Raw genomic sequence first — 13,266 nt, 5'->3', positions numbered from 1 at the left:
CCTTCACCTTCGCAGCCGGTATATCCGCCACGACCAGAAGGAAACAGCCCATGACCTATCAGCCCAAGTCCGATTTCCTGCGCGTGATGATCGAACGCGGTTATGTCGCCGATTGCACCGATTTCGAAGCGCTGGACAATACCCTGCTTTCTGGGGCTGTGACGGCTTATATCGGCTATGATGCGACGGCGGCCAGCCTGCATGTCGGGCACCTGCTGAATGTCATGATGCTGCGCTGGTTCCAGAAAACCGGCAACAGACCGATCACCCTGATGGGGGGCGGCACGACCAAGGTGGGCGATCCGTCTTTCCGCTCGGACGAACGTCCCTTGCTGGATGATGCCGCGATTCAGGCCAATATCGACGGGATGCAGCAGGTCTTTGCGCGCTACTTGAATTACGGTGACGATGCGGCTCTGATGCTGAATAATGCCGAATGGTTGGACGATCTGAACTATCTGACCTTCCTGCGTGATATCGGCCGTCATTTCAGCGTCAACCGCATGCTGTCCTTTGAATCGGTAAAGTCCCGGCTCGACCGCGAACAATCGCTGTCTTTCCTGGAATTCAACTACATGATCCTGCAAGCCTATGATTTTCTTGAACTTAACCGCCGATACGGCTGTCAGTTGCAAATGGGCGGATCCGATCAGTGGGGCAATATCGTCAACGGGATCGACCTGACCCGCCGCGTCGATGATACGGTGATCTGGGGGCTGACGTCGCCCTTGCTGACCACCAGTGACGGGCGCAAAATGGGCAAATCTGCGGGCGGCGCGGTGTGGCTGAACGGCGAGATGTTGTCGCCCTATGAATTCTGGCAATTCTGGCGCAATACGACGGATGCCGATGTCGGCCGTTTCCTGAAACTGTATACAGAGCTTCCGGTCGAGGAGTGTGAACGCCTGGGCAATCTGCAGGGATCCGAGATCAACGACGCCAAGATCCGCCTGGCCAATGAGGTGACAACTTTGCTGCACGGCGCCGACGCTGCGGCAAGTGCCGAAGCAACGGCCCGCGAGGTCTTTGAACAAGGCGGCGCAGGTGGCGATCTGGAAGTCGCGACCCTGCCCGCTGCGGCTCTTGATGGCGGCCTTTCCGTGGCGCAAATGCTGGTTCAAACCGGGATCACGTCATCGGGAAAAGAGGCAAAGCGTCTGATCAGTGAGGGTGGCCTGCGCCTGAACAACGAAGCCGTAACCGATCCGCAACTGATTGTTGATGCCGCACTGATTGGCGAAGGCTTGAAAGTTTCAGTCGGCAAAAAGAAACATCGCATGGTTCAAATCGGCTAAGCGAATACTGCATGGCAGCATTGTCAGCACCTTTACGCTGCGTCGCAGCACTGGAAAAGACGGCTGACATACTCTAAATCCCCGGGTTGGGAGAGGACCATCAACTCGACCCGGAGAAACAGAACGATGGCACAAGACCAGAAAAAACCGCTGAGCATCGCCGACCGCAAGTCACAGGCCGAGGCCGATGCTGTTCTGGCGCAAATGTTTGGTTATTTCTCGCGCGAGGATGCTCCGCGTGAAGTGAAAACCGAATACGATGCCCTTTACGCTGCCTAAGCAGCCAGTATCGAAGCAAGATTTTCTGGGGGCGTATTCGCCCCCTTTTTATGTGCAAGTCCAGCTTAGCGCGCAATGGCATTTGGGTATCCTGCCGCCCGCAGATGGTTCAGCGCCATGATCAGCGTCTGTCGATCCGCGAAAGGTCCTGCCATGATTACGCGCGCTTGCCGGTAATCCTGCCGGACGTGGTTTTGCGCCACGCGATAGCCCAGCTGCGACAGTTTTCGAATCGCAATCGTCGCGTTCTGATCATCCACGAATGAGCCGATCTGCACAAAACGCGCGCCCGCCGGGATCATCTCGACCGTGGGTTGGCGTGGGTCGGCCACGTGCAGGCGCCGCGCGATGACGGATGATGGGGCAGTCTTTTCCGGCCTTGCTTGCTCCGCCGGTCTTGCTTCCTGGGGGCGCCGGTCAGGAACCGCAGCCGAAGACGCAAGGTCTTGCTGCACAGGCGCGGTCAACCGGACGACGGGCGGAGAGATCAGTCGTTCCTCTGGCAGGGGGGCACGCATTCCCGGACACAGGCCCTGCGTGACATCGGTGCCGATGATCGGATCGGGCTGCGCCGTCGGCACATAGCCCAACTGCCCGCAAAGTTGCGAGGACCGTGGGCTGGCCGCTGCGACGGCGGTTCTGACAGCCTCGACCGCTTTGACCTGCTGTGCCACCCGGTCCTGCAGGGCGGTCTGAGCAGGCTCGACCATCGGCGCATTACGTTCTTGCAGACCGCGACGGTCCGCAGCCAAATCCCCGTCCCGCAGCCCATCGGCCAGCGCAGTTTGCAACCGCTCTCCTGCGTTTTTTGGCGTCGGCTCATCATGTGAACCGGTCATTCTTGTCGGAGGAAAGCCACAAATCTGTTCGCCATCGCGATCCAGGCGGGCGGACCACCGACCGTTTTCCTGAGCAAACACGCAGCCTGACGCATCAATGAATTGCGCACCCCGAAAGCCATCGGGGACATCCTGCGACCATGCAAGCCAAGGCCAAAAGACCAGCCCCAGAATCGCAATCCATCCCCGCATCATTCACCTTCGAATCATCTGTCAGATCACAGGGATAAGACAGAATGTTGAAACGCAGGTTAATGGCTTATTTCGTGCCGAACATCCGGTCGCCGGCATCCCCCAGACCCGGAACGATATAGCCGTGGTCGTCCAGACCTTCATCCAAAGCCGCCGTAAAGATCGGCACGTCGGGATGGGCTTCCTGCATGCGCCGCACGCCCTCTGGCGCCGCCAGAAGGCACAGAAAGCGCAGGTTTTTCGCGCCGCGCGCCTTGAGCATGTCAATCGCCGCGACCGACGAATTTCCCGTGGCCAGCATCGGATCCACCACGATGGTCATGCGCACGTCCAATTCGCCCGGAACCTTGCAATAATACTCAACCGGTTGCAGGGTTTCAGGATCACGATACAGCCCCACAAAACCGACCCGAGCCGAGGGAATCAGTTCCAGAATTCCGTCCAACAGGCCGTTCCCGGCACGCAGAATCGAAATCAACGCCAGTTTCTTGCCTTCCAAGGTCGGTGCTTCCATTTCCTGCATCGGGGTTTCGATGCGGGTGGTGGTCACCTCCAGCTCTCGCGTGACTTCGTAGGCCAGCAACAGGCTGATTTCGCGCAACAAACGCCGGAACCCCGCGGTCGAGACATCCTTTTTTCGCATGATCGTCAGCTTGTGCTGAACCAGCGGGTGGTCGATGATGGTCAGGTGCTGCTTGGTCACGGGAACTCCTTTCTCAGCCGGTCGCGAGTGGCCTTGTCACAAAAGGCGGCATCGACGGCCCAGCGATTTATCTGGGTAAACTCGGTATCGCCCCAGCCAAAGGTTTCCGCAAGCCGATCATATTCCTGACGCAAGGTCGTGTGGAAAAAGGGCGGGTCGTCGGTCGACACCGTCACCCGCACACCCGCATCCGCCAGCCGCGCAATTGGGTGGCTGGCCCAGTCGGGGTAAACTCCGAGTGCGATATTTGAACCGGGATTGACCTCTAACGTGATGTCCCGTCGCACCAGTTCGGCAACCAGCGCGGGATCTTCGACGGCACGGACACCATGGCCGATCCGGGTCACCCCCAGATCCAGCGCCTGACGCACGCTTTCTGGTCCAACCCATTCCCCCGCATGACAGGTCAGGCCCAGCCCAGCTTCACGGGCGCAATCGAAACTCCACATATAATCCGTGGCTTTGCCGTTGGTTTCCTGGCCTGCCAGCCCGAAACCAGTCACCCATTCCCCCGCCGTTTCAGCCGCACAAATCGCGGTTTTCTTGGCCCGCTCATGCCCCAGATGACGCAACGGGGTCACGATGGCACGGCTGTCGATGCCATTCTTGCGGCCGGCTGCAGCAGATTCGGTCATCGCGGCCAGATAGTCGCGCCAGGCGGACAGATCGGCCTCTCCACAGAATTCCGGTGAGACGAAAAGTTCGGTATAGATCACGCCTTCTTCGGCGCTACGCTCCAACACCTCGGTCAGCAGGCGGGCGTAATCGCGCGGTGTTTTCAGCACGCTGGTCGCGCCGTCATAGCACCGCAGGAAATCATCGAAATCGGTATAGGAATAATCCCCCCGCTCGTCGAAAACGCCGGTCAGGTCGATCTTTTTTTCGGCGGCGATGCTGCGAATAAAGGCGGGCGGGGCCGCCCCTTCCAGATGCAGGTGCAGTTCGATTTTCTTCACAGGAACGACTTTCCACGATAGGTTGCAGGCAGACCCAGATGCGCCATGATCGAGGCTCCGATATCGCTGTAGCCCACCTGCCCAACGGCACGCGCGCCCAAACCATATCCAAGGACCGGCACGCGTTCGCGGGTATGGTCCGTCCCGCTCCAACTGGGGTCGTTGCCGTGATCGGCGGTGAAAATCGCCAGATCGCCGGGGCGCAGCGTCTCAAGAAAGCGGCCAACAACACCGTCGAACCATTCCAGTTGCGCGGCATATCCCTCGACATCACGACGATGGCCGAAATTCGTATCAAATTCAACGAAGTTGGCGAATGTCAGACTGCCTGAATCAGCCTCTTTCCCAAGACGGATCAGGTGTTCACCCAGATCGGCGTCGGATTTTCCCTTGTGCAGATGGGTGATGCCGCGATGGCTGAAGATATCGCCGATTTTGCCGATGGCGTGGGTCACGCGCCCCGCATTGCTGGCGATGTCCAGAATCGTGTCCTGGGGTGGGGCAATCGCAAAATCGCGGCGGTTGGCTGTGCGGGTAAACTCGCCCGGTTTTTCACCGATGAAGGGACGCGCAATGGCGCGCCCGACCTTCATCTGATGCAGCATCGGTGCAATCGCCTCACACAGGTCAATCAGCCGCTTGAGACCGAAATGCTCTTCATGCGCGGCGATCTGTAACACGCTGTCGACCGAGGTATAGCAGATCGGCCAACCGGTCCTGATATGCTCGACCCCGTAATCGTCGATCACCTGCGTCCCCGAGGCATGGCTGTTCGCCAGAATGCCATCCGTTCCGGCCAGCTCGCAGATCCGGCGGGTTATTTCATCGGGAAATGTTGGCACGGTGTCGGGGAAATAGTGCCATTCCCACGGGACCGGAACACCGGCGATTTCCCAATGGCCTGATGGCGTATCCTTGCCGGGCGAAATTTCCGTCGCGGCCCCCCACAGGCCCTGCGGCGTGGCATCCAGGCCGGGCGCATCTTCCCCCGATGCGAGCCTGACCGCGGCCCCAAGCCCAAGCCGGTCCAGATTGGGCATCAACAGCGGACGTGCCTGCGCGATATGGCCAACTGTATTCGCGCCAGTATCGGGCAGGTCGCGATTAAAGAATTCGCCTGCGTCCGGCGCGCCGCCAATACCGACGCTGTCCATGACAATCAAAAACGCTCGGGGAGAGGGCATATCTGTTCCTCAGGTAATTTTTGCGCGGACCAATGGGCCACGTTGCGGGGTAGCGCCCAGTTTATAGGCCGCCTGCACCGCAGCTATCGCGATATCGGCAGCAATTTCATCGGCGGCATGAACCATGCCAAGCGGCCGGTCAGGGCCAACGGCTTCACCCAGCTTGGCCAGACCGGACAGGCCGACAGTCGGGTCGATCTTTTCGCCCGCCTGCACGCGCCCGCCACCAAGCGCGACGACGGCATGGCCAAGTGCCGTGACCTCGATCTTTGCGACGTGGCCTTGGGGGGCAGGCACCGGGCGAATGATATGCGCCTTGGGCAAATAATTCCCGGGATTTTCAACCAGATCGGTGGGGCCGCCCTGGGCTGCAACCATCTGCCCGAAAATCTCGGCCGGGCGACCGCTGTCCAATATCGCGGCCAGATCACCGTGTTTCTGCTCCGCGACGGACAGACATTCCTGCGCCAGCGCCAGCGTCAGGTCGCGAAGCGCGCCCGAACCGCCCTGCAGCACGGCAATGGCTTCGGCCACTTCCAGCGCGTTGCCTGCGCTGCGGGCAAGTGGTTGATCCATATCGGTGATCAGGGCGACGGTCCTGCACCCTGCCCCGTTGGCGGTCGTCACCAAGGCCCGCGCCAGCTTTTCAGACGCCTCGGTCGTGCGCATAAAGGCGCCCGAGCCGACCTTCACGTCCAGAACCAGCGCGTCCAGCCCGGCTGCAAGCTTTTTCGACAGGATCGAGGCGGTGATCAGATCAATCGATTCAACCGTGCCGGATTCGTCGCGGATCGCATAAAGACGCCGGTCCGCCGGGGCCAGATCGCCGGTTGCCGAAACGATGGCACAACCGACTTGCCGCACGACCTCGCGGAACTGTTCTTCGGTCAGATCACAATTGTAACCCGGAATCGCCTCTAACTTGTCCAATGTCCCGCCGGTATGACCCAACCCGCGCCCGGAAATCATCGGCACGAAGACACCGCAGGCCGCCAGCAGCGGGGCCAGAACCAGACTGACCGTATCGCCAATTCCGCCGGTCGAGTGTTTGTCAACCACAGCACCGGGTAAATCCCATTGCAGCACCTGGCCGGAATCACGCATTGCACGGGTCAGCGCGATGCGGCCATCATCGCCGACACCGCGCAGCAGGATTGCCATGGCAAAGGCCGCAGCCTGCGCATCGCTGACCCCGCCATCGGCCAGACCTTGCGCCATCAAGGCGGCACCCGGTCCGTCAACCCCCCGCCCGTCGCGCACCGAGGCGATGACTTGTCGCGGATCGCTCATCCGGCGTTGCTCATGTGGTCATTGCCGAACCGTCCCGGCAAAAGCTGGCCGATCGTGGTCTGCAAAATCTGACCGCCCGTCGTGGCCAAAGTGACGGGTGTGCCATCGTCGCCAAATTCGGCCAGCTTCTGACGGCACCCCCCACATGGCGGCACGGGCGTTGGCGAATCTGCGATCACGACAACCTCGGTCAGTCTGGTTTCACCTGACGCAACCATGGCAGCAATGGCGCCAGCCTCGGCGCAAGTCCCCTCGGGGTAGGCGACATTTTCGACATTGCAGCCGCGATAAACAGTGCCTGACGCGCCCCGGATCGCGGCCCCGACCTTGAAGTTGGAATAAGGCGCATATGCAGCCTCGCGGACCTCGCGGGCGGTATCCAGAAGTGACAAAGCTATTCTCCCCGTGATGTTGATGCAGTTTTGCGCCTTGGCCCGCTTCAACGCAAGCCGAACCCGCCTGTTCCCCGTCGCCGAAATGGTTTAACGCTGAACTAAGGAAGCGGAGGGGCAGATTATGGAAGACCGCAGGCAGGACAGCGCCAAGCAGGCCGCACTGGATTATCACGAATTTCCGAAACCGGGTAAGTTGGAAATCCGGGCAACAAAGCCAATGGCAAATGGTCGCGACCTAAGCCGGGCCTACTCGCCCGGCGTCGCCGAAGCCTGCCTGGAAATCAAGGCAGACCCGGCGAATGCGGCACGCTTTACCACGCGCGGCAATCTGGTTGCGGTGGTCAGCAACGGAACGGCGGTTCTGGGCCTTGGCAATATCGGGGCGCTGGCATCGAAGCCGGTGATGGAAGGCAAGGCAGTCCTGTTCAAGAAATTCGCCAATATCGACTGTTTCGATATCGAGGTGAACGAAGCCGATCCCGAAAAGCTGGCCGATATCGTCTGCGCGTTAGAACCGACTTTCGGCGCCATCAACCTTGAAGACATCAAGGCACCGGAATGCTTTATCGTTGAAAAGCTTTGCCGTGAACGGATGAACATTCCGGTCTTTCACGACGATCAGCATGGCACGGCCATCGTGGTTGGTGCGGCGGCAACCAATGCGCTGCATGTCGCGAACAAGAAGTTCGAGGATATCAAGGTCGTCTCGACCGGCGGTGGCGCGGCCGGCATTGCCTGTCTGGACATGTTGCTGAAACTGGGCGTCAAACGCGAAAACGTCTGGCTCTGCGATATTCACGGTCTGGTCTACAAAGGCCGGCACGAGGATATGACAGCCCAGAAAGCCGCCTATGCGCAGGAAACGGATCTGCGCACGCTGGATGACGTGATCGACGGCGCGGATCTGTTCCTTGGCCTGTCGGGACCGGGCGTCCTGACACCGGACATGGTTGCCAAAATGACGGATCGGCCCATCATTTTCGCGCTGGCCAACCCCACGCCTGAAATCCTGCCCGATGATGCACGCGCGGTAAAACCCGACGCAATCATCGCCACGGGGCGCAGCGACTTTCCCAATCAGGTGAACAACGTCCTGTGCTTCCCCTTCATCTTCCGGGGCGCGCTGGATGTTGGCGCGACGACCATCAATGATGAGATGGAACTGGCCTGTATCGAAGGCATCGCAGCCCTTGCCCGCGCAACGACTGCGGCCGAGGCCGCCGCCGCCTATCGCGGCGAAACGCTGACTTTCGGGGCGGAATACCTGATCCCGAAGCCCTTTGACCCGCGCCTGATGGGCGTCGTGTCATCGGCTGTGGCGCGTGCGGCGATGGCCTCGGGCGTGGCGACGCGTCCGCTGCCCGATGTCGATGCCTACAAGCGCACCCTTGACGGTTCGGTGTTCCGTTCCGCGATGATCATGCGCCCGGTATTCGAGGCAGCCGCGACCGTCGAACGTCGCATCGTCTTTGCCGAGGGCGAGGATGAGCGTGTCCTGCGCGCTGCCAACGCGATGCTGGAAGAAACGACCGACGCGCCGATCCTGATCGGGCGTCCTGACGTGATCGCCGTGCGGGCAGAACGTGCGGGTCTGCCGATCCGCCCCGAACGTGACTTTGAAATCGTGAACCCGGAAAACGATCCGCGCTATCGCGATTACTGGGAAACCTATCATCAGTTGATGGCGCGTCAGGGCGTCAGCCCCGACATCGCCCGCGCCATCATGCGCACGAATACGACGGCAATTGCATCCGTCATGGTGCATCGCGGCGAAGCCGACAGCCTGATCTGCGGCACATTTGGCCAATATGCGTGGCACCTGCGCTATGTTCGCGAAATTCTGGCCCGCGATGGCCTGCACCCGGTCGGCGCGCTGTCCATGATCATCATGGAAGACGGCCCGCTGTTCATCGCGGATACCCAATGTCACAATGATCCGACACCCTTGCAGGTCATGGAAACCGTTATCGGCGCAGCGCGTCATGTCAGGCGCTTTGGCGTCATGCCGAAAATCGCGCTTTGCGCCCATTCGCAATTCGGCAATCTGGATACCTATACCGGGCGCAAGATGCGCGATGCGATGGCGTTGCTGGATCAGCAAGGCGTCGATTTCATGTATGACGGCGAAATGCATGTCGATGCGGCGCTGGACCCTGCCTTGCGCGAACGCATCTTCCCCGGCTCGCGTCTGGAAGGCGTGGCCAATGTGCTGGTCTTTGCAGGCACGGATGCTGCATCTGGCGTGCGAAACGCGCTGAAGATGCGTGCCAACGGGCTGGAGGTCGGGCCGATCCTGATGGGCATGGGCAACCGCGCCCATATCGTCACCCCCTCGATCACGACACGCGGTCTGCTGAACATGAGCGCGATTGCAGGCACCCCGGTCTCGCATTACGAATAGGCAAATCGGCGGCCCGAAGACCGCCGAGCTGACCCTTGCATCCGCCGGATGCAGGGGTCGCGTGCATATCTGCGGTGATCGCGCCGCCGCTCAGGCGATGTGGTAGAGCCGAAGGTATATATCGGGCCGCCCGAAATGATGTTCTGGTTCCGCTCACTCACGATGCTACTGAAAATGCTGCTAAAAAGTGCCAAGATCCTTGCTCCTCAATCAAGAACGGCACCGGCCTGAAAACTGCTCACGTAACATCAAATGCGATCAGCCTGCCTTTTCAGGAAAGTTTTTCGCGTTTCTTTAACACGATTGCGCAAATATCCGACAATTGACGCAATGATCTTGCGCAAGTTCCGATCTCGGCCCTAAAAGAAAAACCCTGTGACAAGCTGGAGGCCGCCATGGGTTATCGCGAGGTCTATGAGGGCTGGAAATCCGATCCCGAGGGTTTCTGGATGGCGCAGGCCGACGCCATCGACTGGGACCGCAAACCAAGCCACGCCTATTTCGACCAGGGTCCGGTCGGCGAATGGTTCGCAGATGGCATGGTCAACACCTGCTGGAACGCAGTTGATCGCCATGTCGCGGCCGGGCGCGGCGACCAGATCGCGATCATGCATGAAAGCCCGATCACGCTCTCGACCAAGGGCATCACCTTCAGGCAGTTGCAGGATCGCGTCGCCTCGCTGGCCGGTGCGCTACGCGCCAAAGGGATAAAGAAGGGCGACCGCGTCATCATCTACATGCCGATGATCCCCGAGGCGTTAGAGGCGATGCTGGCCTGCGCCCGCCTTGGCGCGGTTCATTCGGTTGTCTTTGGGGGCTTTGCCGCGAATGAGCTTGCCGTGCGCATCGACGATTGCCAGCCCAAGGCGATCATCGCCGCCTCTTGCGGGTTGGAACCGAACCGCGTTGTCCATTACAAACCGCTGCTGGACGCCGCAATTGATCAGGCGCGGCACAAGCCCGACTTCTGCGTCATCTTTCAGCGTGAACAGGAAGTCGCCCAGTTGGTCGAAGGGCGCGACGTCAGCTGGCACGGCTTTCAATATGGCGTCACACCAGCCGATTGCGTCCCGGTTGAGGGCAATCATCCCGCCTATATTCTGTATACATCGGGCACCACCGGGCAACCCAAGGGCGTCGTGCGAGACACGGCGGGCCATCTGGTCGCACTGCAATGGTCAATGAACAATATCTACAACATCCACGAGGGCGACCGCTTCTGGGCGGCCTCGGACGTGGGTTGGGTCGTGGGTCACAGCTATATCTGCTATGGCCCGCTGATCGCAGGGGCAACGACCGTGGTGTTCGAGGGCAAGCCCGTTGGCACGCCCCATGCCGGGGTCTTCTGGCGCATCATCCAGAACCATCGGATCAAAAGTTTCTTCACCGCACCGACCGCCTTGCGGGCAATCCGCCGCGAAGACCCGACCGGCGAATGGATCAGGCGCTACAAGCTGCATGATCTGCAGGCGCTGTTTCTGGCCGGCGAACGCGCCGATCCCGAAACGGTCAAATGGGCACAAAATCATCTGGGCATCCTGGTCATCGATCACTGGTGGCAGACGGAAACCGGATGGGCCATTGCCGCAAACCCGATCGGGGTTGAAACGCTGCCAACCAAGCTGGGCAGCCCCTCGGTTCCGATGCCCGGCCATGACGTGCAGATTTTTGACGATGAGGGGCACCCCCTGCCCGACGGCACGCTGGGCGCAATCGCCATCAAACTGCCCCTGCCCCCCGGCACCCTGCCGACGCTGTGGAACGCCGAGGACCGCTTTCGCAAAAGCTATCTGGACCATTTTCCAGGATATTACGAGACAGGCGATGCAGGCTATATCGACGAAGACGGCTATCTTTACATCATGGCGCGCACCGATGACGTCATCAACGTCGCGGGTCACCGCCTGTCCACCGGCGCGATGGAGGAGGTGCTTTCCAGCCATCCAGACGTAGCGGAATGCGCGGTGATCGGCGTCGCCGACAGCCTGAAAGGTCAGTCCCCCATCGGCTTTCTATGCCTGAAAAGCGGCGTCAACACGCCGCACGATCAGGTGGTGAAAGATGTCGTCAACATGGTGCGCGACAAGATCGGTCCGGTCGCGGCCTTCAAGACTGCCTGCGTCGTGGACCGGTTGCCCAAGACCCGGTCGGGCAAGATCCTGCGGGCAACCATGGCCAAGATAGCCGATGGCGAGGCGTTCAAAACCCCCGCCACCATCGAAGATCCGGTGGTGCTGGATGAAATCACCGTGGCGCTGAAATCAATCGGCTATCCGCAGACCTAAATCGCGGCTGGCCACCGTGCGACCAGCCGTGACGTTCAGCCCAAATCGCCGCCCAGCCCCTGCATCAGCGGCAGGAAATCAGGGAAAGAGGTCGCAATCGGGCTGCCATCATCAACCGAGACTGGCTGTTCACTTGCCAGACCAAGCACAAGGAACGACATGGCGATCCGGTGATCCAGATGTGAAACCGCCGTGCCTCCGCCCGGAACCGCTGCCATGCCGTGAACCGTCATGCTGTCCTTGGTTTCCTCGACCGTGACGCCATTGGCTTCCAGACCGCGGGCCATGGCATCGATGCGGTCGCTTTCCTTGACCCGCAGTTCCGAAACGCCATTCATCACCGTCTTTCCCTCGGCGAAAGCGGCGACCACGGACAGGATCGGAAATTCGTCTATCATGCTGGCGGCGCGATCCGCCGGGACGCTGACGCCTTTCAGTTTGCCATAGCGCACGACCAGATCGGCGACAGGCTCTCCACCCTCATCGCGCTGGTTTTCGAAGGTGATATCCGCGCCCATTTCCAGCAGTGTCGTATAAAGCCCGTCACGCGTCGGGTTGCGGCTGACGCCAGGCACGCGGATTTCGGACCCCGGCACGATCAGCGCCGCAGCCACGGGGAATGCTGCGCTGGAGGGATCACGCGGCACGGCAACCGGCTGTGCCTTCAATTCGGCACGACCGGTCAGGGTGATGACATGACCTTCGGCTGTCGTCTCGGATGTGATCTGCGCGCCAAAGCCCGCCAGCATCCGTTCGGAATGGTCGCGGGTCGGCTCTGTTTCGATCACGACCGTATCGCCTGGCACGTTCAGACCGGCCAGCAGGATCGCCGATTTGATCTGTGCACTGGCCACAGGCGTGCGATAGGTCAGCGGGATCGGATCGGTCGCGCCCTTGATGGTGATCGGCAATCGCCCGCCTTCGCGTGTCGTGAACTGCGCCCCGAACATCGCCAGCGGGTCCGTCACCCGCGCCATCGGGCGGCGCGACAGGCTGGCATCGCCGGTAAATGTCGCGGTAATCCCGGTGGTCGCCATCGCCCCCATGATCAGGCGCACGCCGGTCCCCGAATTGCCACAGTCGATCACGCCTTCCGGGTCGGAAAACCCGCCGACGCCCACGCCGTTGACCGTCCATTCCCCCGGCCCATGCCGTTCAACTTTGGCCCCGAATGCCGCCATCGCCTTGGCCGTGTCCAGCACGTCCTGCCCTTCCAGCAGGCCGGTGATCTTCGTCTCACCCACCGACAGCGCCCCAAGGATCAGCGCACGATGGCTGATCGACTTGTCCCCCGGCACTTGTGCGATTCCGGCCAACGGCCCGGAACGACGAGAGGTCATTGGCGTGGGTTCGGCAGAGTGCGACATGGGAAAACCTCGTATTTTGCCCAGACCTTTTATCGCTACCATCCGCCTGCCGCCACCACCTTCTTGAGGGTTTCCGGCAC

Annotated in this window: 11 protein-coding genes; 4 read left to right on the top strand and 7 right to left on the bottom strand. The window is 60.6% G+C overall.

The features are described from left to right. Positions 1-50 precede the first annotated feature (50 nt). Both tyrS and H4P12_RS00590 read left to right on the top strand, forming a co-directional pair. Positions 51-1,295, top strand: coding sequence for a tyrosine--tRNA ligase (tyrS, locus tag H4P12_RS00595; protein WP_187791662.1), 1,245 nt, complete (start codon positions 51-53; stop codon positions 1,293-1,295). Positions 1,296-1,421: 126 nt separating this feature from the next. Next, the gene (locus H4P12_RS00590) at positions 1,422-1,574 is read left to right on the top strand and encodes a hypothetical protein (protein WP_187791661.1); all 153 of its coding nucleotides are present in this window, start codon (positions 1,422-1,424) and stop codon (positions 1,572-1,574) included. Positions 1,575-1,639: 65 nt separating this feature from the next. On the opposite strand, the gene H4P12_RS00585 is transcribed toward H4P12_RS00590, so the two are convergent. The 6 genes from H4P12_RS00585 to H4P12_RS00560 all read right to left on the bottom strand — a co-directional run bounded on the left by H4P12_RS00585 (position 1,640) and on the right by H4P12_RS00560 (position 7,148). Next, positions 1,640-2,605: an SPOR domain-containing protein gene (locus tag H4P12_RS00585; RefSeq protein ID WP_187791660.1), complete on the bottom strand. Its 966-nt coding sequence runs from the start codon at positions 2,603-2,605 to the stop codon at positions 1,640-1,642. 67 nt (positions 2,606-2,672) lie between these two features. Continuing rightward, positions 2,673-3,308 (bottom strand): uracil phosphoribosyltransferase, encoded by a 636-nt coding sequence (upp, locus tag H4P12_RS00580; RefSeq protein ID WP_187791659.1) that lies wholly within the window; start codon positions 3,306-3,308, stop codon positions 2,673-2,675. Next, positions 3,305-4,264 carry an adenosine deaminase gene (locus tag H4P12_RS00575; protein WP_187791658.1) on the bottom strand — a complete coding sequence of 320 codons (960 nt, stop codon included), beginning with the start codon at positions 4,262-4,264 and terminating at the stop codon, positions 3,305-3,307. Before H4P12_RS00575 ends, upp begins: the two co-directional genes overlap by 4 nt. After that, positions 4,261-5,448, bottom strand: a complete 1,188-nt coding sequence (locus H4P12_RS00570) for a phosphopentomutase (protein ID WP_187791657.1) — start codon at positions 5,446-5,448, stop codon at positions 4,261-4,263. The genes H4P12_RS00575 and H4P12_RS00570 overlap by 4 nt, the downstream gene beginning before the upstream one ends. A gap of 9 nt (positions 5,449-5,457) precedes the next feature. After that, positions 5,458-6,738: a thymidine phosphorylase gene (locus H4P12_RS00565; RefSeq protein WP_187791656.1), complete on the bottom strand. Its 1,281-nt coding sequence runs from the start codon at positions 6,736-6,738 to the stop codon at positions 5,458-5,460. Continuing rightward, positions 6,735-7,148 carry a cytidine deaminase gene (locus tag H4P12_RS00560; RefSeq protein ID WP_343069762.1) on the bottom strand — a complete coding sequence of 138 codons (414 nt, stop codon included), beginning with the start codon at positions 7,146-7,148 and terminating at the stop codon, positions 6,735-6,737. Before H4P12_RS00560 ends, H4P12_RS00565 begins: the two co-directional genes overlap by 4 nt. Positions 7,149-7,254: 106 nt before the next feature. Here H4P12_RS00560 and H4P12_RS00555 point away from each other — a divergent pair, with 106 nt between their 5' ends. Then, on the top strand, positions 7,255-9,534 hold the full coding sequence (locus H4P12_RS00555; RefSeq protein WP_187791655.1) for an NADP-dependent malic enzyme: 2,280 nt from the start codon (positions 7,255-7,257) through the stop codon (positions 9,532-9,534). A gap of 395 nt (positions 9,535-9,929) precedes the next feature. After that, positions 9,930-11,819, top strand: coding sequence for an AMP-binding protein (locus tag H4P12_RS00550; RefSeq protein WP_187791654.1), 1,890 nt, complete (start codon positions 9,930-9,932; stop codon positions 11,817-11,819). A gap of 35 nt (positions 11,820-11,854) precedes the next feature. Here the strand turns inward: H4P12_RS00550 and aroA are convergent, their stop codons facing one another. Then, the gene (aroA, locus tag H4P12_RS00545) at positions 11,855-13,186 is read right to left on the bottom strand and encodes a 3-phosphoshikimate 1-carboxyvinyltransferase (protein WP_187791653.1); all 1,332 of its coding nucleotides are present in this window, start codon (positions 13,184-13,186) and stop codon (positions 11,855-11,857) included. Between the last annotated feature and the right edge of the window lie 80 nt (positions 13,187-13,266).

Origin of the sequence: Paracoccus amoyensis (assembly GCF_014490725.1) — a bacterium.
Classification (GTDB): domain Bacteria; phylum Pseudomonadota; class Alphaproteobacteria; order Rhodobacterales; family Rhodobacteraceae; genus Paracoccus; species Paracoccus amoyensis.
The sequence above is the reverse complement of the archived record's forward strand: the minus strand, read 5'-3'. Positions and strand labels throughout refer to the sequence as shown.

What these genes read in the sequence shown, in the direction of transcription:
- H4P12_RS00590 (WP_187791661.1), top strand. Translation starts at nt 1,422, where the DNA reads ATGGCACAAGACCAGAAAAAACCGCTGAGCATCGCCGACCGCAAGTCA.
- H4P12_RS00570 (WP_187791657.1), bottom strand. Translation starts at nt 5,448, where the DNA reads ATGCCCTCTCCCCGAGCGTTTTTGATTGTCATGGACAGCGTCGGTATT.
- H4P12_RS00550 (WP_187791654.1), top strand. Translation starts at nt 9,930, where the DNA reads ATGGGTTATCGCGAGGTCTATGAGGGCTGGAAATCCGATCCCGAGGGT.
- aroA (WP_187791653.1), bottom strand. Translation starts at nt 13,186, where the DNA reads ATGTCGCACTCTGCCGAACCCACGCCAATGACCTCTCGTCGTTCCGGG.
- H4P12_RS00555 (WP_187791655.1), top strand. Translation starts at nt 7,255, where the DNA reads ATGGAAGACCGCAGGCAGGACAGCGCCAAGCAGGCCGCACTGGATTAT.
- H4P12_RS00565 (WP_187791656.1), bottom strand. Translation starts at nt 6,738, where the DNA reads ATGAGCGATCCGCGACAAGTCATCGCCTCGGTGCGCGACGGGCGGGGG.
- tyrS (WP_187791662.1), top strand. Translation starts at nt 51, where the DNA reads ATGACCTATCAGCCCAAGTCCGATTTCCTGCGCGTGATGATCGAACGC.
- H4P12_RS00585 (WP_187791660.1), bottom strand. Translation starts at nt 2,605, where the DNA reads ATGCGGGGATGGATTGCGATTCTGGGGCTGGTCTTTTGGCCTTGGCTT.